18 protein-coding genes are annotated in these 22,803 nt (G+C 60.6%); 2 read left to right on the top strand and 16 right to left on the bottom strand.

The window, feature by feature from the left end:
• Positions 1 to 136: 136 nt before the first annotated feature.
• From FHP24_RS27595 to FHP24_RS27610, 4 genes are all read right to left on the bottom strand, one after another.
• On the bottom strand, positions 137 to 892 hold the full coding sequence (locus tag FHP24_RS27595) for an iron ABC transporter ATP-binding protein (protein ID WP_139679458.1): 756 nt from the start codon (positions 890 to 892) through the stop codon (positions 137 to 139).
• Positions 889 to 1,842: an iron chelate uptake ABC transporter family permease subunit gene (locus tag FHP24_RS27600; protein ID WP_394344677.1), complete on the bottom strand. Its 954-nt coding sequence runs from the start codon at positions 1,840 to 1,842 to the stop codon at positions 889 to 891. The genes FHP24_RS27595 and FHP24_RS27600 overlap by 4 nt, the downstream gene beginning before the upstream one ends.
• 4 nt (positions 1,843 to 1,846) lie before the next feature.
• A complete protein-coding gene (locus FHP24_RS27605; protein WP_139679459.1) occupies positions 1,847 to 2,809 on the bottom strand; it encodes an ABC transporter permease in 963 nt (320 codons plus the stop codon).
• A 78-nt stretch (positions 2,810 to 2,887) separates the two neighbouring features.
• On the bottom strand, positions 2,888 to 3,814 hold the full coding sequence (locus FHP24_RS27610; RefSeq protein WP_139679460.1) for a siderophore ABC transporter substrate-binding protein: 927 nt from the start codon (positions 3,812 to 3,814) through the stop codon (positions 2,888 to 2,890).
• A 228-nt stretch (positions 3,815 to 4,042) separates the two neighbouring features.
• On the opposite strand from FHP24_RS27610, the gene FHP24_RS27615 reads away from it, so the two are divergent.
• Positions 4,043 to 6,037 carry a glycosyl transferase family protein gene (locus FHP24_RS27615; RefSeq protein WP_180356154.1) on the top strand — a complete coding sequence of 665 codons (1,995 nt, stop codon included), beginning with the start codon at positions 4,043 to 4,045 and terminating at the stop codon, positions 6,035 to 6,037.
• Between the two features lie 11 nt (positions 6,038 to 6,048).
• On the opposite strand, the gene FHP24_RS27620 is transcribed toward FHP24_RS27615, so the two are convergent.
• The 12 genes from FHP24_RS27620 to iolG form a co-directional block, all read right to left on the bottom strand.
• Positions 6,049 to 7,404 (bottom strand): class I SAM-dependent methyltransferase, encoded by a 1,356-nt coding sequence (locus FHP24_RS27620; RefSeq protein WP_139679462.1) that lies wholly within the window; start codon positions 7,402 to 7,404, stop codon positions 6,049 to 6,051.
• A gap of 36 nt (positions 7,405 to 7,440) precedes the next feature.
• Entirely contained in the window at positions 7,441 to 9,645 is a 2,205-nt protein-coding gene (locus FHP24_RS27625) for a FepA family TonB-dependent siderophore receptor (RefSeq protein ID WP_139679463.1), read from the bottom strand.
• Positions 9,646 to 10,160: 515 nt separating this feature from the next.
• Positions 10,161 to 10,949, bottom strand: a complete 789-nt coding sequence (locus tag FHP24_RS27630) for a TIM barrel protein (protein WP_139679464.1) — start codon at positions 10,947 to 10,949, stop codon at positions 10,161 to 10,163.
• 25 nt (positions 10,950 to 10,974) lie between these two features.
• Positions 10,975 to 11,772: a 5-deoxy-glucuronate isomerase gene (iolB, locus tag FHP24_RS27635; RefSeq protein ID WP_139679465.1), complete on the bottom strand. Its 798-nt coding sequence runs from the start codon at positions 11,770 to 11,772 to the stop codon at positions 10,975 to 10,977.
• Between the two features lie 24 nt (positions 11,773 to 11,796).
• On the bottom strand, positions 11,797 to 12,693 hold the full coding sequence (iolE, locus tag FHP24_RS27640) for a myo-inosose-2 dehydratase (protein ID WP_139679466.1): 897 nt from the start codon (positions 12,691 to 12,693) through the stop codon (positions 11,797 to 11,799).
• A gap of 9 nt (positions 12,694 to 12,702) precedes the next feature.
• Complete coding sequence (gene iolD / locus FHP24_RS27645) at positions 12,703 to 14,538, bottom strand: 3D-(3,5/4)-trihydroxycyclohexane-1,2-dione acylhydrolase (decyclizing) (RefSeq protein WP_139679467.1); 1,836 nt, start codon at positions 14,536 to 14,538, stop codon at positions 12,703 to 12,705.
• Entirely contained in the window at positions 14,535 to 16,460 is a 1,926-nt protein-coding gene (locus tag FHP24_RS27650) for a bifunctional 5-dehydro-2-deoxygluconokinase/5-dehydro-2-deoxyphosphogluconate aldolase (RefSeq protein ID WP_139679468.1), read from the bottom strand. The genes iolD and FHP24_RS27650 overlap by 4 nt, the downstream gene beginning before the upstream one ends.
• A gap of 5 nt (positions 16,461 to 16,465) precedes the next feature.
• Entirely contained in the window at positions 16,466 to 17,590 is a 1,125-nt protein-coding gene (locus tag FHP24_RS28940) for a Gfo/Idh/MocA family protein (RefSeq protein WP_139679469.1), read from the bottom strand.
• Between the two features lie 10 nt (positions 17,591 to 17,600).
• Positions 17,601 to 18,380, bottom strand: coding sequence for an ATP-binding cassette domain-containing protein (locus FHP24_RS27660; RefSeq protein ID WP_139679470.1), 780 nt, complete (start codon positions 18,378 to 18,380; stop codon positions 17,601 to 17,603).
• 3 nt (positions 18,381 to 18,383) lie between these two features.
• Positions 18,384 to 19,490 (bottom strand): ABC transporter permease, encoded by a 1,107-nt coding sequence (locus tag FHP24_RS27665; RefSeq protein ID WP_139679471.1) that lies wholly within the window; start codon positions 19,488 to 19,490, stop codon positions 18,384 to 18,386.
• A gap of 67 nt (positions 19,491 to 19,557) precedes the next feature.
• The gene (locus FHP24_RS27670; protein ID WP_139679472.1) at positions 19,558 to 20,481 is read right to left on the bottom strand and encodes a sugar ABC transporter substrate-binding protein; all 924 of its coding nucleotides are present in this window, start codon (positions 20,479 to 20,481) and stop codon (positions 19,558 to 19,560) included.
• Between the two features lie 142 nt (positions 20,482 to 20,623).
• On the bottom strand, positions 20,624 to 21,613 hold the full coding sequence (iolG, locus tag FHP24_RS27675; RefSeq protein ID WP_139679473.1) for an inositol 2-dehydrogenase: 990 nt from the start codon (positions 21,611 to 21,613) through the stop codon (positions 20,624 to 20,626).
• 167 nt (positions 21,614 to 21,780) lie between these two features.
• On the opposite strand from iolG, the gene FHP24_RS27680 reads away from it, so the two are divergent.
• Positions 21,781 to 22,803 carry a LacI family DNA-binding transcriptional regulator gene (locus tag FHP24_RS27680; RefSeq protein WP_139679474.1) on the top strand — a complete coding sequence of 341 codons (1,023 nt, stop codon included), beginning with the start codon at positions 21,781 to 21,783 and terminating at the stop codon, positions 22,801 to 22,803.

The following is a 22,803-nucleotide window of genomic DNA, read 5'->3' on the forward strand; positions in this document are numbered from 1 at the left end:
GTTTCAGTATGAACTCACAGCTTCGCGTTTCAACCTCATCTGCTATCCTTCTGAGAATTGGAACGATCGATTCTTTGAGTTTCACCGATAGAATCCGACTTGGCCTGAGAGCCAAGTCTCGGCTGACGATGAGCGCTCAATAAAATGTTGCGATCCGATTGCCGTCCATGTCGCGCACCTTGAAATCAGTTTCGTAGGTCTCGATAAGAATTTCTTCGCGAATGATCTCTTCCGGCACTCCCTGCCTGAAAAGCCTGCCCCTTCGCATGACGACGATATGGTCGGAGTAACAGGAGGCGAAGTTGATGTCGTGCAACACAACGACCACCGTCTTGCCGAGATCCTTTGCCGCATCGCGCAACAGCTTCATCATCGCCACCGCATGGCGGATATCGAGATTGTTGAGCGGCTCGTCGAACAGCATGTAGTCGGTATCCTGCGCCAGAACCATGGCGACGAAGGCCCGTTGCCGCTGGCCGCCGGAAAGCTCATCGAGAAACCGGTGCTTAAGCTCATCCAGCCCCAGATAGGTGAGCGCCCGTTCGATATGCCCACGGTCTTCGTCCGTCAGCCGCCCCTTGCTGTAGGGATAACGACCGAAGGAGACGAGATCGGAAACAGTCAGCCGCGCCGCCAGATGGTTGTCTTGGCGCAGGATCGACAGCCGCTTTGCCAGTGCATCGCCCGCCGTCAGCGCCACGTCCAGCCCGTCGACCATCACCGTGCCGCGATCGATCGGCAATAGCCTTGCGATCATCGACATCAGCGTTGATTTTCCCGCCCCGTTCGGACCGATGATCGAGGTGAGGCCACCTTTCGGCAATGTCAGCGACACATCGTCGATGACCACCGTCTGGCCATAGGATTTGCTGACGCCGGAAATACCGATCATCTGACGCGACCTTTAAGAAGAAAGACAATGAAGAACAGCCCGCCGGCAAATTCGATGATGATCGAAAGCGCCGTGTCGAAGGCAAACACCCGTTCGAGGATCGTCTGGCCACCGACGAGGCAGATGATCGCCACCAGAACCGCAGCGGGCAGCATGATCCGGTGTTTCGCCGCCGGCATCAGGATATAGGCAAGATTTGCCACCAGCAGCCCGAAAAACGTCACCGGCCCTACCAAAGCGGTGGAGATCGACACCAGAACCGAGATGAGAACGAGGATCCTCATCGTCATCGCCTTATGGTCGACACCGAGCGCGACCGCCGTATCGCGGCCGAGCATCATCACGTCGAACACCGAGAACATCCGCCAGATCGCGATCGTCACCAGACCGATCAATAGCGCCGAAACGCCCACCAGCGTCTGGTCCGTCACATTGAAACTGGCAAACAGGCGGTCCTGCAGCACGACGAAATCGTCGGGACTGATGATCCGCTGCAGAAAGCCGGACATGCTGCGGAACAGCCCTCCCAGCACGATGCCGATCAGCACGACGAGATGAACGTTATGCCGGCCGGAGCCGAACAGAAGCCGGTAAAGCGCCAGCGAGAACCCCACCATGATCGCCACTTCGGCGATGAACATCAGCTGCGGATCGAGTCCGGTCAAAGTGGCGGCACCGAACAGGAAGACGATCGATGTCTGCAAGAGCACATAAAGCGCATCGAACCCCGTCAGTGCCGGGGTCAGGATGCGGTTGCCGGTAATCGTCTGGAACAGCACGGTCGAGACGGCGATCGCGTAGGCGACGATCAGCATCGCCGCCAGCCGCGTGCCGCGAAAGCTCAAGACGAAGGACCAACTGCCCTTGGCGCCGAGCGTCATGAACGCCACCATGCTGATGAGCGCCAGCGCCGCGAGGCAGAGGAGGATGAGCCGGGAGGACTTGCGGATCTCGTCAGGCGACACGGCTCTGCCTCCTCAAGAGCAGATAGAGGAAGAACAGGCTGCCGATAATGCCGAGCACCGTGCCGACCGGGATCTCGAACGGCGCGTTGATCGTGCGCCCGACAATATCGCAGGCAAGGATCAGGCCTGCGCCGCAAATGCCGATCCAGGGCAGGCTTTTGCGCAGATTGTCCCCCATCGCCATACTGACGATATTCGGCACGATCAGGCCGAGGAACGGCACGACGCCTGCGGTCACCACCACGCTTGCGGTCACCATCGAGACGATGACGAGGCCAATCGCCATGATCCGCCGATAGTTGAGGCCCAGATTGGTCGAAAACTCCTCGCCCATGCCGGCGACGGTAAAACGGTCGGCGGCGATATAGGCCGCGATCGTCAGTGCGAACGCCACCCACAGCGTCTCGTAGCGGCCGCGCAGCACGGCGGAAAAATCGCCATTCGCCCAAGCGCCCATCGATTGGAACAGGTCGAAACGATAGGCGAAAAATGTCGTGACGGCGCTGATCATGCCCCCGAGCATGATGCCGACCAGCGGCACCATCAGCACGGAGCGCAACGGAATGGCGCGCAAAACCGCGAGAAACATGCCGGTACCGGCAAGCGCGAAGACAGCCGCAACCAACATCTTGGCCATGACCGGCATGTCGGGCGCAAGCAGCAGCACGACCAGCATGCCGAGACCCGCGGATTCCACCGTTCCCGTCGTCGACGGTTCAACGAACCGGTTGCGGGCCAGCATCTGCAGGATCATTCCGGCAATCGCTATGCCCGATCCGGCCAGGAGAAGTGCAATCGTGCGCGGCACGCGGCTGGCAAGAAGGATCATCACCTGTCGCTGGTCCGCCGTGCCATTCAGGACCGACCAAAGCGATACGTCGCTCACCCCGACGAACAGGCTGACGACGGCCAGACAGAAGATCAGCAACAATGCAGGGATGAGAGATTTCAAGGCGTCTTATTCTCTAGCAACGACGAGAACCGCGCTTTCGCGCGGCTCCCCTTAAAGGCGGGATGGTGCGTCTGCCGATCACGTCTTGTCGACGGCGGCGAGCAGCTGGTCGACGGTTTTCTGCATGGCGGTGATACCGCCACCGACGAGATACCAGGAGGTCGCATCAAGATAGACGACATGGCCGTTCTTCCAGGCCGTCGTCTGGCCGACGACCTCGTTGTCGAGCATGGACCTGGCAGCGCCGTCGCGACCGATCGCGGCATCGCGGTCGATGACGAAAAGCCAGTCGGGATTCTTTTCCAGAATGTATTCGTAAGACGCCGGATTGCCGTGCGTCCCCTTGGAACCCGTCGTCTCCGCCGGCTGGAAGCCGTAGTCGGAAAACAGCATGCCGAAACGCGAGCCGGGGCCGTAGCTGCTCATCTTGCCGCCGGTGGTCAGCACCAGCAGCGACTTGCCGGTATTGGCCGACTTCTGCTTCAGTTGCGCGCTCGATGCCGCAAGCTTTGCCAGCAAGGCTTCGGCCTGCTCCTGCTTTCCAAACAACGTGCCGAGCTTGCGCACATTCTCCTCGGCCTCCCCGAGGAAATTCTCGGGCGAAATCGTCAGGTCGATGGTCGGCGCTATCTTGGCAAGTTCCGCATATTTGGCGCGCGAGCGCCCGGCGACCACGATCAGGTCCGGTTGCGCGGCGGCAACGGCTTCGTAATCCGGCTCGAACAAGGTGCCGATCTTGGCCACGCCGTCGCCTGCATATTTCGACAGATAATCCGGCTTGTTGCCGCCGGGCACGCCTGCCACCTCGATGCCGAGCGCCGTCAGCGTGTCGAGCGTCGCGATATCGTAGGTCAGCACCTTGACCGGCGGCTTGCTGAATGCGGTCTCACCGCTCGCATGCTTGATGGTGATATCGGCGGCACCGACCGGACCTGAGAGAAAAGCCAGCGAAGCGAAACCGGCGACAAGCGTTGCGATACCCGCACGGCGCGAGAAGACAGCCATGATCTATCCTTATGCCACATCAAGGGAAATCACATTTGCCGTGATGCGCGTATTTAAGTTGAGCGATACGGTATAGTTATGTAGACCCGGCCAGGCGGTCAACGAAGTTTTTTTAGAGACATTCTAATTTGCCGTCGCCGCAAATTGGCGTCTCATATTGAGGGATGATTGATGGGGGCGAAGGATAGGAGCCTGGTTGCGCAAAAGACGATCGGCGGCGGGGCGAGCATGTCCCAGATCAAGCTCCTGATCGCGCTGGATGCACTCCTGCGCGAAGGCAGCGTCAGTGCGGCAGCTGCAAGCCTTGGCATGCAGGTCTCTGCCGTCAGCCGGATACTCGGGGAGCTTCGCGACCATTACGACGATCCCATCCTCGTGCGAACCGGCCGCGGCATGCGGCCGACACCGTTTGCCGAAGCCCTTCGGCTGAGAGTGCGTGCCTTCAGTGTCGAGACAGACGCATTGCTCTCGCCGGCTGCCAACAATCCGGCCGTCGCCGGGACGCAACCGACCGGAGGTGACTGGCACGGCAGAGGCCTGCTCAAGGCCTTGCCCTTGGGCGTCACCCCGGTGGACCAACTGGATGCGGCCCCCACGCCGGACAGTCACGCAAGGCGGCTCGCGGCAATCGGCGACAATGCCGATCCGCACCGGCGTCTTGCTCGTTATATCGCAACCACGGCGCCTGGGCCTGGCCGAAGCCGTCCCCTGACGGTCGATGAAGCTCGCGATGCCGTGTCGATCATCCTCGAGGGACAGGGCGACCCTATTCAGATCGGCGCACTGCTGATGACGATCCAGTATCGCGGTCCGACGGCGGGTGAACTTGCGGGGTTTGCCGACGGGATCCGCAATTCCATCAAGGGCGTGTCGATGAGCACGATCAGGCCGGATCTCGACTGGCCCGCCTATGTTTCGCCGCGTCTGCAGACCGCCCCGTGGTTCATCCACTCGGCCCGGCTGGTCGCCATGGCTGGCTACAAGGTGCTGATGCACGGCCATTTCGGCGGCGGCCCGGCCAACGGCAAACTGGAAACGGCTGCCGGCGATGCCGATATCCCCGTCTGCATTTCGGTACACGAGGTCGAAGCGGCGTTTCAGTACGGCAATATCGCCTACATGCCGATCGGCGCGATTGCTCCGCAGGTCCAGAGCCTGCTTGCGCTTTACCCCCTGTTCGAAATGCGCAATCCGCTCAATGCGGCCGTTAACCTGATCAATCCGCTCATCGCCCCCGCTTCCGTCGTCGGTGCATCACAGGCTTCGCGACGCGATCTTTACCGTGATGCGGCCCGTGAGCTTGAGGTCGAAAACATTGCGGTTATCGGCTCGACGCGCGATATCGCCGAACTCGCGCCCGACAAGGCGGTGAAGATCTTCCGTCTCGCCGGTGGCCAGTCGGTCGATACCGTCGTGCCCGCCGTCCGCACCGGCCGCGCCGGCACGACCGGCATGCTCAGCCAGCGGGAATATTGGCGCGCCGTCTGGTCGGGTGCCGCGCGTGATCCGAAGGCGGAAACGGTGATACTTCACACAGCGGCAACGGCCCTCCTCTCCCTCTCCGGTAGGGTGGAGGCAAGATTCGAGGATTGCCTGGAAAAGGCCTCCGATCTCTGGGCAAGGCGCAACCCGAGACGCGCCGGAAAGATCAACTATCGGGTCAACGGGCCAGGCAGGATTGCCCCCGCGATAGCGCTGGTTTCATCACTTGCCTTCGCCCTGCTGCCCGACCTTGCATCGGCACAGCATAAGGGCGATAGGTCGAATGGGCTCGGCGCTTTCGAAGGAAGCAATCAGGTCAGCGAAATCCACGGCCGCTGGCAACTGACCTGCGGCGTCAGCAATATGAAAAAACTCTGCGTCATCGGGCAGCCCTTAAGGCTCGAAGGCGTCAGCCAGCAGGCATCCATCGAATTGACACCAGTCGATGCCGGCCGTGCCCAGACGGTCATCACCCTGCCCTTCAGCATCGATATTGCAAGCGGCGTCAAGATCGCCATCGATCAGGCGGCGCCATCTACGTCGCTGTCGATCCAGGGATGCAGCGAATACGGCTGCCACGCCGCAGCGATCATCGAGCCGGAACTTCTGCAGAAACTGCACACCGGAACCGAGCTTCGCCTCGTTGCAACCGGCCTCGACGACAAAAAGGAAGTCGCCTTCCATGCCGATCTGGACGGTCTTGCAGCAGCCTCATCCCGCGCCCTGACGTTGTCGAAATAGCCGTCTCCGATTTACGGCTCGGCTCGCCACAAGGGCAATCCCGAGCCCATTTCCAGTGCAGCAAGAGCCGGGACCTTCGCTCCGTTGCGGATACGCTCGACGAGGATGGCATTCAGTCGGTCGCAGGCCGCCGTATCGATCGCCATGCCCGGCAGGGGGTGAACGATCCCCGCACCCATCAGAGCATGCAGGATCTGGTTCAGAAGCCCGGTCGGCACCGGGCTCGGCTCGGCATGCTGCGTTTGCGCAAACGATGCCGGCCCCTTTGACAATCTTGAAAGCAGCGGCGCCACATGGGCGGCCGGCAGTTCGATCGGGCCGATGCGGGTGTCGATCGTCAACGGGCCTGAAACCGGCCCACCGGGCAGCAGCCCGAAAACCATGTCGTTCAATGCGGCCGTATGGCGTGCGGGATCCAATGGCTTCGGGTCGCGCATGTAGAGGTCACGACGCAGCGCCTGGTTGCGGGCCGCATCCTTCAGCGTCTCCCGCAAGACGCTGTCCTTTACATCCTGCACCACCGGCATGACGCTGCCGGGAACGGACAGTGCGTCGATATTCTCGATGGGTGTCGCGCTGCCGACGAGGCGAAGTCCCATGCCGGCTGCCGCCTGCATTACCTCGGCCACATGCAGCGGCGCAAAGTGATCGTTAAGATATTCATGGGCGATATAGGCCACGTCTTCCTTGGCGAGATGATCAAGCGTCGCGGCGGCTGCGGGATGGGCGACGAAAAACCCGGCATTCGTCGCCTTGAGCCTTGCGAGAAGATCGAGACCGGCTCTGATCCCACGCTCCACATGACCGTTCTCTGCAGCCACCATCTGGCGAAAAATGCTCTGGAACAGCGAGAAAGGCGCGGCACCCGGCTGCGTCATGTAGTGAAGATAGAACACGCCTCCCGGTGCAATGGATTGCGCTGCAAAGCGCATGATCGCGTTCCGGGTATGTGGCGCGACCCAAGAATAGATCCCGTGCGCAACGATGAATTCGAACGGCGCGGCTTTCCGCCGGTCGTCGGCAATATCGAGCAGGTGGAACTCGATATTGCCAAGCCTCGCTTCCGATGCCAGCCGGCGCGCAGCCTCGATATGGGCGGGATTGATATCGATACCGGTGAAATGCGCATCGGGATTGGCGGCGGCCAGCAGGCAGGCGCCAAAACCGTCGCCGCAGCCGATTTCGCACCAGCGGGAACCGCGGATCGGCGGCGATGCAAAGCCCAGGGCTGTCAGCGTTGCCACAAGCCAGGCGGGAGAGTGCTCCCTGTGAAAGCGCGGCACATAGGCGATGTCGGTAATGTAGGCCGGACCGTTCAATCGCCGCTCCCCGGTTCGCAACTCGTAAAATACAGGGAAACCGCCCATGAAGGGCGATTTCCAAGCGGCCTGGGTTATGGCGGTCTAGAATTTCGCCGTCAATGAAACATAGAACGTGCGGCCAGGCTCGTTATACGTGTTGGCACCGGCGGCATTGCCGCTTCCCTCGCGAAAAACCCGCTTGTCGAAGACATTGGTGACGCCTGCGCCAACCCTGAAATGTTCGTTGACGTCATAGTTTACCGCCAGATTGACCAGCGTATAGGGGTCGCGCGGCTCCGTATTTGTCACCGCACCGCCCGTCGTTGCAGTCAGCGTCGGCGATTCGGTCTTGCCATAATGGGTCGCGGAAAGCGTCAGCGACAGATCCTCGCGCGCCTGCCATTCCAGCCATGTGTTGATCGTATAGTCGGGCACGAGCGATAGCGGCTGGCCGTTTTGCTTGTCTTTCGATTCGATCATGTAGGTCGCATTTGTCGACCAGGTCAGCACATCGTTGATCGGAACGGCAAGGTTCGCTTCAAGCCCGGAAACGACGGCTTCGGGAACATTGTACCACTGGAAATACTGGGCAGTGTTCGAAACGCCTTCCGGCACCACGCCGGCCGCGATCCGGTTTTTGTAGTCGTTGTGGAAATAGGTGATGCCGGCATTCCAGCCGTCATCGTCGGTATAATTGATGCCGATTTCCTTGTTGATCGACGTTTCCGGGTCAAGATCCGGATTGCCGACGACATAGCAACCGTTGCCGAGGTTCGAATAAGCGACCGGGCAACCGTTGCCCATCGTGAAATAGACGTAGTTGGGGTTGAGCTGGAACAGGTTCGGCGCCTTGAAGGCTCGGGCGATACCGGCCTTGAGCGAGACCGTTTCCGTCAGATCGTAGGAGGCGTTGAGGCTCGGGCTCCAGTTCGCGCCAAACTCGCTGTGATGATCGAAACGGACGCCCGGTGTCAGTGTCAGCTGATCCGTCACCTCGATATTGTCTTCGGCATAAAGGCCGATCATCCAGGCATTGCTCTTGGGATCACGTTCGCTGTTGGATATGCCGGGGATCGTTACCCCCGTGGCAACCGCCTGCCGGGTGGAGACCGGGTCGTCCAGCCATTCGCCGCGGAATTCAGCACCGAGCGTCACGGTCTGCGGCACGCCGATCTCGAGCGGAATGTCCCATTCGGATTTCGCCGTCAGATTGTCGAGACGGCTGGTGCCGAATTCGTTTGTGTTGATCGCACCTTCGGTACTGCCGGCGAGACCTTCGAGCAGCCGCTTGTTGAATGTCCTTTCCCATTGAACATAGCTGTTGGAATCACCGAAATCGTAGGTTCCGCGATGGGTAAGGGAAAGCGTTCCCCGCTTCATCACGTTGGTTTCCTTGCCGATCATCGAATCCAGTGTCGCATTGGTGCCGGCAAGCTGGCGGTCGCCGGCGAAGATATTGCCCTGGCGGCTGAATGCGGCTTCGAGGTCGAAGGCGTGGTCGCCCGTCGGCTCGAAAGTCAGCAGGCCACGAATGTCCTTGTTTATGACACCCTCGCGGCCGGCCGCAGCCGGGTCCGTCGTTACATTCGCGTCGGCGTTTATATCGGCATCATCCGCATCCGTTTTGGCGTAACCACCGGTCAGGCGGAACGACATCGTATCGGTGACCGGGCCGCCGACGATAAAGCTGCCGCGGCGCGTGCCACCTTCCTCGGAATGCTGCGGAACGCTGAAATACGTGGTTACCGAGCCGGAGAGTTTTTCTGGATGTTTGGTGATGATATTGACCACGCCGCCGGCAGCACCCGAACCGTAGCGCGCTGCTGCCGGACCGCGGATCACCTCGATCCGTTCGATTGCGTCGGCCGGAACCCAGTTCGTGTCGCCGCGTGAATCGCGCTCTCCGGCGCGGCCCATGCGGACGGAATTGCGTGAAAGCACAGGCTTGCCGTCGATCAGGATGAGGGTGTTTTCCGGCCCCATGCCGCGCAATTCGATCTGACGCTGGTTGCCGCGCTGGCCTGAAGCCGTGGTTCCGGTCAGGTTGGCGCCCGGCATTTTGCGAATGAGTTCGGAAAGATCGTTGGCAGGCGGCATCTTGGCGATGTCGTCGGACGTGATGGTCGAGACACCGGGCGCCTGCTTCAACTGCTCGTCGGCGGTGAGCACGATCGGCTTGAGAACCGTGTCGTCGGTCGCCGTCTCGTCGCCTTCCTGACCCAAAACCGGCGTTGCGCCGACCAGAAAGATCACGCCCAGAGCCGTCGCCGAAAGATATCGGCGCTTTTGCTGCTGTCGGACGTTCATTCGAATATTCGGCATTATGTTTTGCCCCCGCAAATACATGACTAAATCAGTCACCTATTTCCGGTAGGGAATGTGAAGTTTCAATGACGATGTTTTAGAATCATTCTGAATTCACAATCGCGCAAAAAGGCCGGTTTGATTCTCGCTCGCTGCATTTTCAAAGGAGCAAATTACCGTACGAGATAATGCTTTATTGTGATGGGACGCGAACCAGCGACCCGATACTGGGTTATCTTGAGACCGTGGTTTCACTTTAAACTTCATAGACACAAGGTCTGGATCGGTGCGGCTCTCAAGTTAAAAACTGCCAGTACGATGCGCCGGCCCTTCAGCGAACTTAGGCCGTTAGGGCTCAAGTCGACTCTTACGCATTTAAATCATTTCAATCGCTGACGTACAGTCCAGAAGACCATTTTGCGAGCATCCGCGGGCCGATTCCGCTTAGCTTCAGCTAAAAAAAAACCGCGCTGATGGCGTTTACGCGCTCAGTACGTCGCTGAGTTCGTTCAATCCGATCAGAGCTTTACTCGAAAGGCAGAGCGGAAGCTGTCCAGCGCCTTGATCGGATCGCCTTTAGCAAAGGCTTCGAGACCCACCGGGCCGCGATAGCCCATGTCGAACAGTGCCGTCGCAATGCCGTTGAAATTCAACTCGCCAGTGCCCGGCTCGCAGCGCCCCGGCACATCGGCCACCTGTACTTCACCTATGAAGGGTAGGCAGGCTCGACACGTTTCAATCAGGTTTCCTTCGCCGATCTGTAGGTGATAAAGATCTAGGTTCAATCGCAACCGCGCGTGGTTGACGCTTTCGACCAGCGCCAGCGTGTCCTCGGCACGGCCGAATGGCGTGCCGGGATGATCGACCGGCAGGTTGAGGTTTTCAAGGGTGAAGATGACGCCCTCTTCTTCCGCCATATCAGCGATGCGGGCGAGCGTGTCGCGCGCCTTCAGCCACATACGCCCCGTTACCACGTCGCTGGGGCGAACCGGAAGCCCTCCGTCGCCGAGCCCCGTGCCATGCAAATTGAGGCGCGCCACGCCGAGCCGCTTGCCGACTTGTGCCGTCTCCCGTGCCGAGCGCAACAATTCGTCGGCCCCCTCGTCGTCGGCCAACCTGCCCGTCAGATAACCGTTCATGATCGAAAATGTTGCGCCGGACTTTTCCAGCAAGGCGAGATCGTGCTCCGGCCAGTTCCATAGGCCGACATGGAAGTCGAGTTCTCTCAACTGCGCGCAACGCCATTCGATCGGCTTGTCGCGCCAGAGCATTTCCGCGCAAGCGGCCAGCGTAAAAGGTTGGTCCATTATCATCATCCAGATTGAAAGTATTTCAGCGCATCAAATGCTCGGCCGGCGGTGCGGCGACAAACCGCCATTTGCGCAAGGGGCCGGCCATGACATTCAAATAATACATCTCGAAACCGTGCGGTGCGCCGCAGGGGTGGTGCCCACGCGGCACGCAGACAACGTCGCCGTCATGCACCGCCATGGTCTCGTTGAGTTGGAGGTCGTCGGTATAGACCCGTTGGATGCCGAATCCGTCAGCCGGATTGATGCGGTGGTAATAGGTCTCTTCCAGATAGGTGATGCGCGGGAAATCGTCCTCGTCGTGTCGATGGCTCGGATAGCTCGACCAGTGCCCGGCCGGTGTAAACACCTCTGTGACCAGAAGACTATCGCAATAGTCCTCGTTCTCCATGGCAATATTGTTGATGTAGCGCGTATTGGTCCCCTCGCCGCGCTGCGTCAGCGTGATGCCATCCGGCCCGATGCGTCGCGCGTGGTGACCGCCTCTACCGGGGGCGGAGCAGACAGCGATGACGCAATCGGTTTCCGCAACAGCTTTCCAATCGCTACCATCGGGCAGATAGAGGCAATGCGGCGGTGCTTTTTCGAACACGCTCATGCGCTCGCCGAGAAGGCCCCAGTTCCGACCCGCGCCTTCGAACGCGGCCTTGCCCTCGACCATCACCAGGATCGCTTCCCTGTCGCCGATCGCTCCCGCCACCGCTTCGCCAGCGCGGAGGCGGTAGAGAGAGAAGCCGACATAACGCCAGCCGGCGCTCGCCGGCGTGATCTCGTGAACCTTGCCGTGTCGGCCGAAGGGGCGATGGAGTAGGTTGAGCATAGAAAGACTCCTGCTGTTAGTTCCTTAGACGAGACCGGTCTTTGCTGCGGCGGCTTTGAGTGTCTTCAGGCCGAGCGACTGGTACTGGAAGGGATTGCGCACGTCGGGATCCTGTTCCGCTTCGACGACGATCCAGCCGTCATAGCCGGCGCCTTTGAGTATCTGCAGTAGCGGCTCGAACTCGACCCCGCCCTCCTCGTCGCCGGGCACGGTAAACACACCGGCGCGCACACCATCCATGAAGGATAAGCCTCCCTCGCGCACCCGCCGCATGATGGCGGGACGCACGTTCTTGGCGTGGAAATGGGACACGCGGTCGACATGGAGCGAAAGAACCGGCGAAGGATCGCAGCCATTACCGCCGAAATAGCAATGGCCGGCATCAAACAGCAGCCGAGTTTCAGGACCGGTCGCGGCCATGAAGGCGTCGATCTCCTCCGGGGTCTCGACGATTGTGCCCATGTGATGGTGATAGACAAGCTTGATACCCTGACTTGCCGTGAATGCTGCGATCTCCTCGACCCTAGCGCCAAAGGCTCTCATCTCCGTCTCCGACAATACCGGGCTTTGCGAAAGCGGCACGTCCAGCCCCTGCACGCTGTTGGAGGTCTCGCAGGCGATGCAGACCGTGCATCCGTTGTGCTTGAGCTTGTCCAGATGCGGCTGGATCGCCTTTTTCTCCTCCTCGACCGATTGGGCAAGCAGGTTCAGCGAATACCAGCCGGACACAAAAGCCAGACCGTAAGACCCAAGCAGCTCCTTCAGCGCCTGCGGGTCGTTCGGCCAGCGATGGCCGTTCTCGATGCCATCGAAGCCGATCTCGCTCGCCTCGCGAAGGATCTGCTCGGTCGGGATATTGGCGCCGAGACTCTGGTCGTCGTCATTGGCCCAGGCGATGGGATTTGTGCCGAAACGGATCATCTCTTGTCCTCAATTCACGGTGTTCTGTTTCGACGCGCTTTCGAGATAGCGCGCATAGGCTTGTTTCAGCTTGTCAGTGGTACCCACTTCCGGCACGGCGACGTCCCACCAGTGGCCGGCTTTGCCAAAGCCCGGACCTTCGGTCGGGTCGGTATCGATGACGATGACAGTCGGGATGTCGCGAGAGCGTGCGGCATGGATCTGCGCCTCGAGATCGGCGATGTCCTTCGCTTTCACGGCGAAAGCGCCCATCGAACCGGCGTGAGCGACGAAATCGATCTCCGGCTGCTGCTCGACATTGCAGTCCGCGTAGAGATTGTTGAACGCCTCGCCGCCAGTGCCGCGCTGCAGACGGTTGATGCAGCCATAACCTCTGTTATCGGTCAGGATAACGGTGAACGGCACCTTGCGCATGACGGCGGTCGCCAGTTCGGAATTCGCCATCATGTAGGAGCCGTCGCCGACGAAGCAGATCACCTCGCGCTCCGGCCGCGCCAGCTTCAGCCCCATAGCACCGGCGATTTCGTAGCCCATGCAGGAAAAGCCGTATTCCATGTGATAACCGCCCTGGCTCGGCTGCCAGAGAAGTTTCAGCGCCCCCGGCATGGTGCCGGCCGCGCACATGGCGATGGCGCTTTGACCGGTCGCCCGCTGCACGGCGCCGATCACCTGCGCATCCGTCGGCAAACCCTCTTCGGTTGGTGCCGCGCAATGACGATCGATGGCTGCGAGCCATGTAGCGCGCGCACCTGCGTCCGGCCCCGGCGCGCGATGGCCGCCGAGCTTTTGCGAAAGACCCGAAAGCGCCACCCTAGCATCGGCGACGAGGCCGACGGCGCCATGCTTGTCGGCGTCATAGGGCTGCACGTTGATGGAGACGAGCTTCCGCCCCTCAGCCTCGAAGAGCGACCACGAACCAGTGGTGAAATCCTGGAAGCGCGTGCCGATACCAATCACCAGATCGGCCTTGCGGGCAAGCACATTGGCCGCCGCCGAACCATCGACACCGGCCGCGCCAAAATTCATCGGATGCGCCTGCGCAAGCGCCGACTTGCCGGCCTGCGTCTCGATCACCGGAATGGCATGGCGTGTAGCGAATTCGGCAAGGTCTTGTTCCGCACCGCTGTAGATCACTCCGCCACCGGCAACGATGACGGGATTTCGCGCGGCTCTAATCAACTTTGCCACGTCTTCCAGATCACGGGCATCCGGCTCGGGCCGACGAATGCGCCAGACTTTTGGCTCGAAAAACGCTGCCGGCCACTCATAAGCTTCCGCCTGCACGTCCTGGCAGAAGGATAGCGTAACCGGCCCGCAATTGGCGGGATCGGTCATCACCCTGAGCGCCCGGGGCAGCGCCGTCAAAAGCTGTTCTGGCCGCATGATGCGGTCGAAATAACGGCTGACCGGACGGAAGCAGTCGTTGACGGACACGGTGCCGTCGTCGAAATCCTCAACCTGCTGCAGCACCGGGTCAGGCCGGCGGTTGGCGAACACGTCGCCCGGGATCAGTAGCACCGGCAGCCGATTGACATGGGCGAGCGCCGCAGCCGTGACCATATTGGTGGCGCCCGGACCGATCGAAGAGGTGACGGCCTGCACGCGCCGGCGCTTGTTGGCCTTGGCATAGGCGATCGCCGCATGCGCCATGGTCTGTTCGTTTTGGCCGCGCCATGTCGGAAGGCCGTTGCCGGCCTTCTGCAAGGCCTCACCGAGACCGGCGACATTGCCGTGACCGAAGATCGCCCAGATGCCGTCGACGAAACGTTCGCCCTCTTGCGTCATCTGCGCGGAAAGCCACTTCACCATGGCCTGCGCCGCCGTCAGTCTCACCGTCGTGCTCATGCCGCCTCTTCCCTTGCTTTGCTGCGTGCAGCGTCCCAGATCCCGCACAGGCGTTCGTAGCGCCCGGCCATGTCCTCGATCGCCGCTTCGTCCGTGATGTCGCCAGCCAGCCAACGCCGCGCCGCATTGCCAAAAATCGTGCGCCCGACGGCAAAGCCTTTCACCAGCGGGAAACCGGCCGCTACTTCAAAACTCGCCGAAAGCTCGGCCTCCGGCGCGTCGAGCCCCAGCACCACGATGCCGCGGGTGTAGCGGTCATTTGCCTCGATCGCCGCGATGGCATTGGCCCAGGCGGCCTCGGTCGTCATCGGCTCAAGCTTCCACCAGTCGGGATAGATGCCGGCGGCGTAGAACTGGTGGATCAGCGTCGCCACGGTGTGGTCGTCGGTCGTCGCGATCTTGGACGGGATGATTTCGAGCAGAAGTTCCAGCCGGTTGCGGCGGGAGGCTTCAAACAGCCGCTTAACCGTCGCCTCTTGGTCGGCGCGCGTCGCCGCGTCGTCGTCCGGATGGCAGAAGCAAAGAACCTTGACAACGTCCTCGCGCGCCCATTGCGAAAGCGTGCCACAATCGCTGCCGAGTTCCGGCTCCAGCGTCAGCGGACGTGATCCCGGCCATTCCGCTGGCCTGCCGATCCAGAGGCCCGAGCCTGAAGCGCGATGCAACGCCGAGCGGCCGATGCGGTTGTCGCAGAGAATGCCGTAGCCGGCATTGCCCGCCTGCACGCTGAGCGCCGCCTTGAGGCACAGTTCCTTGAAAGCCGCCCCCTTCTGCAGGTTGTAGCCAGGCATCTGTTCGAGCTGTACGCGATGATCGAAGGCGAACACCCGCATGGTCGACCAGTCGCCGTCGACACGCCGTTGCCGCGTGGTCGACCAGTGCAGCTGTTCGAGTTCGGCGTCATTGCGCAGGTCGGGCCGCGCCACACCGCGTTTCAGGAAGAACTGCAGCTCCTCGAAAGTCGGATAGGCCGGCGTGCAGCCATGGCGGCTGACAGCGAAGGCGCCGCAGGCATTGGCGAATTTCAGCGATGTCGGCCAGTCCTCGCCGGTCATCCAGCCGCGCAGCAGCCCGGAAAAAAAACCATCACCCGCGCCGAGTACGTTGAACACCTCGATCGGGAAGCCTTCGCCGCTCTGCCCGTCGTCGAGGCTTGCCGGAACGGCACTCTCGAATGCGACGGCACCGAGCGGCCCGCGCTTGCAGACCAGGGTGGCGGCGCTCGCCGCACGCACAACCCTGAGTGCCGCGATGGTGTCGGTCGAGCCGCCGGCGATGTGGAACTCCTCCTCCGTGCCGACGATCAGATCGAAGAAATGCAGGCTCGAAAGCAGCTTTTCCGTCACCTTGGCGCTTTCCACGAACCGGCTTTCGCCGTCGCCATGGCCGGCGACACCCCAGAGATTGGGGCGGTAGTCGATATCAAGCGCGGTGCGCAGGCCGTGTTTGCGTGCAAGTGTCAGCGCCTTGAGGACGGCGGCTTCCGTGCGGGTATTGCTCAGATGCGTGCCGGTGACAACGATGGCGCGGGCGGAAGCGATAAAATCCTCGTCGATATCGTCTTCGCACAGCGCCATATCGGCACAGTTTTCGCGGTAAAAGATCAGCGGAAACTGGCTGTCGTCGCGAATACCGAGAATGACCAGCGCCGTCAGCCGATCGAGATCGGTCTTCACGCCCTCGGTCGAGACACCCTCGCGCTTCAACTGCTCGAGGATGAAGCGGCCCATATGTTCATTGCCGACACGGCTGATCAGTGCCGTCTTCAGGCCGAGCCTTGCGCTGCCGCAGGCAATGTTGGTGGGCGAGCCGCCGATATATTTCTCGAACGAGCCCATGTCTTCCAGCCGACCGCCGATCTGCGCGCCGTAAAGATCGACACCGGCGCGTCCGATGGTGATGACATCGAGTTTCTTCGTCACGTCTTCTACCTTTCGATACGGACAACACTGCCGTTGGAGGCGGCCATGGCGTGAATGATCTTTTCGATCTCCAGCCCATGCGCGAAATCCGGTCCCACATTCGCCCCGCCGGCAATGGCGGCGAGCAGATCGCGCGCCTCGATGACCTTCTGTTCGTTGAAACCAAAATTGTGTCCCGGCGCCGGGCAGAAGGCGGCAAAATCCGCCTGGTCCGGCCCGGTCAGGTGGCGCGTGAAACCGGCTTCTCCGGCGCGATGCGCCCAAAGCTCGTTCATGTTTTCCTGATCGAACACGAGTGTGCCCTTGCTGCCATGCACTTCCCATTGCAGCCGGCATTTGCGGCCACGGGCCACGCGCGAGGTAGCAAACGACCCCTGCGCGCCGGAGCCGAAACGCAGCATTGCGAGCGCGCTGTCCTCGTTTTCGACCGGCTTCGGCCCGTCCGGCGACAGACGCGTGCGAATGGCGACCTGGGTCTGGGCGACCAGTTCGGTCACCGGCCCCATCAACGCCAGCATATGGCTCACGAGGTGGCAGCCGAGATCGCCGAGCGCGCCCAGCCCGCCACCTTCGTGAGTCATCCGCCACGACCACGGGAGGAGCGGATCGGCGGAATAATCCTCGTCATAGACACCGCGGAAAGCGAGCGGCTGGCCGATCGCACCGTCACGGATCATGTTGCGAGCCGATTGGAAGGCCGGACTTCTGAGATAGTTGTAGCCCAGCATGGTCGCCTGTGCGGGATGGGCGGCGGCGGTGGACGCCATCGCCTGTGCATCGGTAAGCGTCAGCGCCATCGGCTTTTCCAGCCACACATGCTTTCCGGCTTTCAGCGCTGCCTCGGCCATCGGCCGGTGCATACCGTTCGGCGCCGTGATCGACACCACGTCCACCTTCGGATCGGTGACAGCCTCCTCCCAGTAAGCAGTGGCGCGGGCAAAACCGAACTGGCCGGCGAATTTTTGCGCGCTCTCCGGTGTGGCATCTGAGAGGATTTCCAGCCGGTGATGGGCACCACCGAAGACGGCGGCGACATTGCGCCAGGCCATGGCGTGGCACTTGCCCATGAAGCCCGTGCCGATCAATGCGATGCCAAGTGGACGATCCGGTAGAGTTGCAGTCTGTACCATCAAAAATGCCTCAGATCGTTCCGCCGAGTGAGCCTTCAAGCTCGGCCATTTCCTGTCCGCCTGCCATCATGTCCTGAAGCTGGGCGGGGTTGATCTCGCCCCGCGTCGCGGTCCCGAGTGTCTGTCCACGGTTCAAAACAGTGAACCGGTCGCCGACCGCCATGGCATGACGGACATTGTGGGAGATGAAGACGACGCCAATCCCCTGCGAGCGTACGCGATTGATCGTGGCCAGCACGTTGGCTGTCTGGCGCACACCGAGCGCCGACGTCGGCTCGTCCAATATCAGCACCTTCGCGCCGAAATAGACGGCGCGGGCGATTGCGACTGTCTGCCGTTCGCCGCCCGAAAGCGTGCCGACAGCCTGGTCTGGACCACGCAGGTTGATGCCCATCTTGCGCATCTCCGCCATGGTGATTTCGTTGGCGGTATCGATATCGAACCGCTTGAAGATTCCCCTGCCCTTGGTCGGTTCGCGCCCCATGAAGAAATTGCGCGTCACCGACATCAGCGGGATCATAGCGAGATCCTGAAACACGGTGGCGATACCTGCTTCCATCGCATCGCGCGGGCTGCCGAAGGAAAGCGGTTTTCCTTCGAAGGTGATAGTTCCCTCCGTCGGCTTGTGCACGCCCGACATTGTCTTGATGAAGGTGGATTTGCCGGCGCCGTTATCGCCCAGAAGGCAGTGGCACTCGCCGGCACGCACGTCGAAGGTTACACCGTTGAGCGCAATGACATTGCCATAGTGCTTCTTGATGTTTTCCATATGGATGATCGGTGCGGACATCTCTTAACGCTCCCCGGTCACACGTCGACGGATGACGTTGTTGAAGATGACGGCAAGCAGAAGCATTGCGCCGAGGAAAACCTGGAACCAGTCCTGGTCGAATTTGGTGTAGGTGAGGCCGATCGTGACCATGCCGAATATGATGGCACCGAAGAAGGCACCAATGGCGGAACCGTAACCACCGGTCAGCAAACACCCGCCGATGACGGCTGCAATGATCGCTTCGAACTCCTTCATGAAGCCACGGCGTGCATCGGTCGAGCCGGCATCGATGACGGTGATGATCGCGACCAGGGCGGCGGCCATGGCGGTCAGCATGAACAGCGAGATTTTCACACGACGGACAGGCACGCCGGAATTCTTCGCCGCAAGCGCGTCGCCACCGGTCGCAAAGATCCAGTTGCCGATTGGCGTGCGCAGCAGGATGTAGGTGGCGATCGCGGCAAACGCGACGAACCAGATGATTTCCACCGGAATTCCAGGCACTTTCGGCACACCCGACTTGAAGCTGTCGACGATGCCCGCCTCCGCCAGCCAACGCATGACGAAACCAAATGCATCGCCGGAAAAGATCGGCGCCAGAAAATCGCCTTCGACCGCTTCGCGAATGCCGCGCAGCTGGGTCGAGCCGCCGGTGAACAATTTCAACCCGACGAGGGCTGCACCACGCAGCACAAACAGACCTGCCAGCGTGACGATGAAGGACGGGAGGCCGGTGCGCAGCACGATCATGCCGTTGGTGGCACCGAGCACGGCGGCGAGAGCGAGCGTCAACGGAATGGCGATAACGAGCGGCATACCGACGTTGACGACGAAGACGCCAAAAACCATGCCGGCAAAGGCCACCATGGAGCCGATCGACAGATCGAACTCACCGCCGATCATCAGAAGCGCCGCGGCGATCCCGAGAATGCCGAGCTGTGCGGCCGGCGTCATGAAGTTCATCACGCCCGACAGCGTGAACATCGTCCTGTCGGCGGTAATCATGAAGAAGATTGTGACGAGGACGACGCCCCCGATTGCGCCGAGCTCCGGCCGTTTCATAAGTTTTGTGAGAAAAGGCTCGGACTTGATGCGCTCGTCCGCACGCGCCAGCGTGTCTATCGACATGTGAATGTCTCCTGGGATCGGTGACCGGGCCGCGGCGAAAGCTGCGGCGGCCCGGAGGAGGATGTGCTTAGCGGATACCCTTGGAGGAAAGGTCGATGACCTGCGCGGCGGTTTCCTTGGTCACGAGGTTCGGACCGGAGGCGACGTCGCCACCCGGCATCAGCCCGTATTGCGCGTGGAGCGCCAAGAAAGAGACCGGCAGATAGCCTTGCAAGTACTGCTGCTGGTCGATCGAAAACGCCGCCTTGCCGTCTGCGATATCCTTGAGGAACCCGGCGGACATATCGAAAGTAGAGATCAGCACCTTGTCACGGCCAAGTGCCTGGGCCGCCTTGACGGCAGGCTCGCCGACCAGAGAGGCATTGAGAGACAGAATAACGTCGAGGTCCTTGTCGGATTCCAGCGCCGCGCGCACCTTGGATTCGACCTCGGTCGGATCATTGGTGGTCGGCAGCACCTTCACTTCTTTACCGAACCCTTCGGCGAAACCGGCGCAGCGCTGGTCGAGCGAGACGTTACCGACCTCCTGGTTAACGCAAATGGCTTTCTTGCCACCCATTTCAGCGAGCTTGGCTCCTGCGACCTTGCCGGCATCGAATTCCGACTGGCCGACATGCAGTTTGGCACCGAGCTTGTGGGCGACATCCGAGCCGGAATTCATCGAGATGACGGGAATGCCGGCATCGACGGCACGTTTGATCGCCGGGCCGAGCGCATCGCCATCCGGGATCGATACGACGAGACCATCCGGATCCTGGTTGACGGCAGCGTCGATCAGCTGGCCCATGGCCACCATGTCAAAGGTTTCCGGCGAGCGGAACTCGACATTGACGCCGGTATCCTTGGCGGCCTTTTCGGCGCCATTCTTGACTACAGACCAGAACGGGTCGTTGGCCTGACCGTGTGCGACGACGATGATATCGGTTGCGAGCGATGGGCTCGCGGCAGCGACGATCGCAATCGTTGCTGCTGCTGCAAGCAATTTCCTCATGACTTCCTCCCAGTTGAACACCGGAACGCCACTCCCAGGCGTCCGTCATCCGGTCAGGCGGGACCGGCACCGAAAGCCCGCGGCACACTCCCCTGCTCCGCGGCAATCCTTGTTGCGCCGACATCGGCCGGCAGCTTGACAATCAGGTCAACGAAACCGGCTGGCCGGATTTCGCCGACGCGGTCGCAGCTTCGGCAAGCGCAAGTGCGGCAACACCGTCCTTGAGTGACACCGGAATGGAAGCGCCATCGAGAATGGCGGCGACAAATGCATCCCATTCCGCCGCATAGGCGCGCATGTAGCGTTCGAGGAAAAAAAACTCCGGCTTGGCGCTAGAAACGCCTTGCTTCGTTGCCTTCGAGACCGTGTTTTCCAGCACGTTGCCGGCAGACAGCAGCCCTTCCGAGCCAAGGATCTCGACCCGTTGATCATAACCATAGACAGCGCGTCGGCTGTTCTTGATCACGGCGATACGTCCATCGGCATAAATTAGCGTCACCACCGCAGTATCGACATCACCGACCTTGCCGATCTCGGGATCGACGATCGAGGTACCGGCGGCGTGCACCGTTTTCGGCACGTCGCCAAGCAGAAAGTTCGCCATGTCGAAATCGTGGATCATCATGTCACGGAACAATCCGCCCGACACTTTTACATAGGCCACCGGCGGTGGCGCCGGATCAAAAGACGTAATCGACAGAAGTTCCGGCTTGCCGATCTCGCCAGCAGCGATCGACGCCTTGATCGCAGAGAAATTCGGATCAAAACGGCGGTTGAAGCCGATCATCACCGGCACGCCGGTCTTGCTCACCGCATCAAGGCAGCGTTGCGCACGGTCAAGCGATAGATCAACAGGCTTTTCGCAGAGCACGGCTTTGCCGGCCGCCGTCGCCTTCTCGATCAGGTCCGAATGAGTATCCGTCGACGTGGCGACCAACACCGCGTCTATTGAGGCATCCGACAGGATCGCCTCGGAACTGGCGACCTTTGCGCCATACACATCAGCCAGCGAATGCGCCGCATCTCCGTTGACATCCGACACGGCAACCAGTTGGCTGCGGGCGTTACCGGCAATATTGACAGCATGCACGCGACCGATACGTCCCGCGCCGAGCAATCCGATTTTTAGCACTCTCATCCTCCTAAAAGGCAGCTCCCGACCGCCCTGGAATTGAGCATTGCAAGTTTTGCTCACGGGAGCAATAGGCATTTGCTCACGGGAGCAGAATTAATTGTTGAGAGATCGAATAAGAGGTTATGTATGAAGAGAACCGACCCAGAAGGATTCGGGAGATGGATATGCCAGACGACAGGAAACCCGCCTTTGCCAGCAATATAACCGCCGACGATGTGGCGGCCGAAGCCGGCGTCTCGCGTTGGACGGTTAACCGGGCGTTCCGTAAGGATGCATCCATTTCTCCAAAAAGCCTCGAAAAAGTACGCATCGTCGCCGAACGTCTGGGTTATGTGCCGGACCTGAGAGCAGCCAGCCTCGCGTCTGATCGCTCCAATCTGGTCGCTCTCCTGATTGACGACTTCGCCAATCCCCACAAGCTGGTGATGATGGAACGGTTGACCCGCATTCTTCGGCGCGAGGGCTGGGATATCCTTCTGGTCAACACGCTCGACCGAAACGATGCTGGACATGCACTACTGAATGCCAGTCAGCGGCGCGTCGATGCCGTAATCCTGATCGGCATCCAGTTCGATGACGAGGTTCTTGATACGGCGCTGCATGCCCGCCGCTTTCGTAAACTAATCATATTTGCCCGTACCTCGCGCAATCCGAACACGATATCGATCGCCGTCGATGACGTGCATGCCATGCGGGAAATTGCCAATTACGTTCATGAACGCGGTTATCGTCGCCCTTTGTTCCTCGCGGGACCGCGCACTTCATCTGCGCATCTGCTGCGCAAGGAAACGTTTGTCGACTATTGGCGTCAGCACTTTGGAAGCGAGCCGGAAACCATTTCAGTAGCCGCCTACGATCCGGATCTCGCTGCGGGCGTGGTCGAAACTGCACTGGTCAACCGAAACAAGACGACGCTCCCGGATATTCTCGTCTGTGAGAACGACGCGCTCGCTATCGGCGCCACCGATTTCATCCGCCACAAACTCGGCTTGCGCATTCCCCAAGACATAGCGATCACAGGCTTCGACGACGTACCGCAGGCAGAAGGTGCCAATTATCGCCTAACCACATACCGCCAACCGCTGACGGAAATGACTGAGTATCTCGTGAAAGTTCTCAGCAATGAAGAAGAGCGGGATTTTGATCGGTTATTTCAAGGAAGGCTGGTGATCCGCGAAAGCGCGTGA

This window comes from Aliirhizobium smilacinae, from assembly GCF_006335145.1.
GTDB classification, from domain to species: Bacteria; Pseudomonadota; Alphaproteobacteria; order Rhizobiales; family Rhizobiaceae; genus Neorhizobium; species Neorhizobium smilacinae.

What these genes read in the sequence shown, in the direction of transcription:
- FHP24_RS27595 (WP_139679458.1), bottom strand. Translation starts at nt 892, where the DNA reads ATGATCGGTATTTCCGGCGTCAGCAAATCCTATGGCCAGACGGTGGTC.
- FHP24_RS27610 (WP_139679460.1), bottom strand. Translation starts at nt 3,814, where the DNA reads ATGGCTGTCTTCTCGCGCCGTGCGGGTATCGCAACGCTTGTCGCCGGT.
- FHP24_RS27615 (WP_180356154.1), top strand. Translation starts at nt 4,043, where the DNA reads ATGTCCCAGATCAAGCTCCTGATCGCGCTGGATGCACTCCTGCGCGAA.
- FHP24_RS27620 (WP_139679462.1), bottom strand. Translation starts at nt 7,404, where the DNA reads ATGGGCGGTTTCCCTGTATTTTACGAGTTGCGAACCGGGGAGCGGCGA.
- FHP24_RS27625 (WP_139679463.1), bottom strand. Translation starts at nt 9,645, where the DNA reads ATGAACGTCCGACAGCAGCAAAAGCGCCGATATCTTTCGGCGACGGCT.
- FHP24_RS27630 (WP_139679464.1), bottom strand. Translation starts at nt 10,949, where the DNA reads ATGGACCAACCTTTTACGCTGGCCGCTTGCGCGGAAATGCTCTGGCGC.
- iolB (WP_139679465.1), bottom strand. Translation starts at nt 11,772, where the DNA reads ATGCTCAACCTACTCCATCGCCCCTTCGGCCGACACGGCAAGGTTCAC.
- iolE (WP_139679466.1), bottom strand. Translation starts at nt 12,693, where the DNA reads ATGATCCGTTTCGGCACAAATCCCATCGCCTGGGCCAATGACGACGAC.
- iolD (WP_139679467.1), bottom strand. Translation starts at nt 14,538, where the DNA reads ATGAGCACGACGGTGAGACTGACGGCGGCGCAGGCCATGGTGAAGTGG.
- FHP24_RS28940 (WP_139679469.1), bottom strand. Translation starts at nt 17,590, where the DNA reads ATGGTACAGACTGCAACTCTACCGGATCGTCCACTTGGCATCGCATTG.
- FHP24_RS27660 (WP_139679470.1), bottom strand. Translation starts at nt 18,380, where the DNA reads ATGTCCGCACCGATCATCCATATGGAAAACATCAAGAAGCACTATGGC.
- FHP24_RS27665 (WP_139679471.1), bottom strand. Translation starts at nt 19,490, where the DNA reads ATGTCGATAGACACGCTGGCGCGTGCGGACGAGCGCATCAAGTCCGAG.
- FHP24_RS27670 (WP_139679472.1), bottom strand. Translation starts at nt 20,481, where the DNA reads ATGAGGAAATTGCTTGCAGCAGCAGCAACGATTGCGATCGTCGCTGCC.
- FHP24_RS27680 (WP_139679474.1), top strand. Translation starts at nt 21,781, where the DNA reads ATGCCAGACGACAGGAAACCCGCCTTTGCCAGCAATATAACCGCCGAC.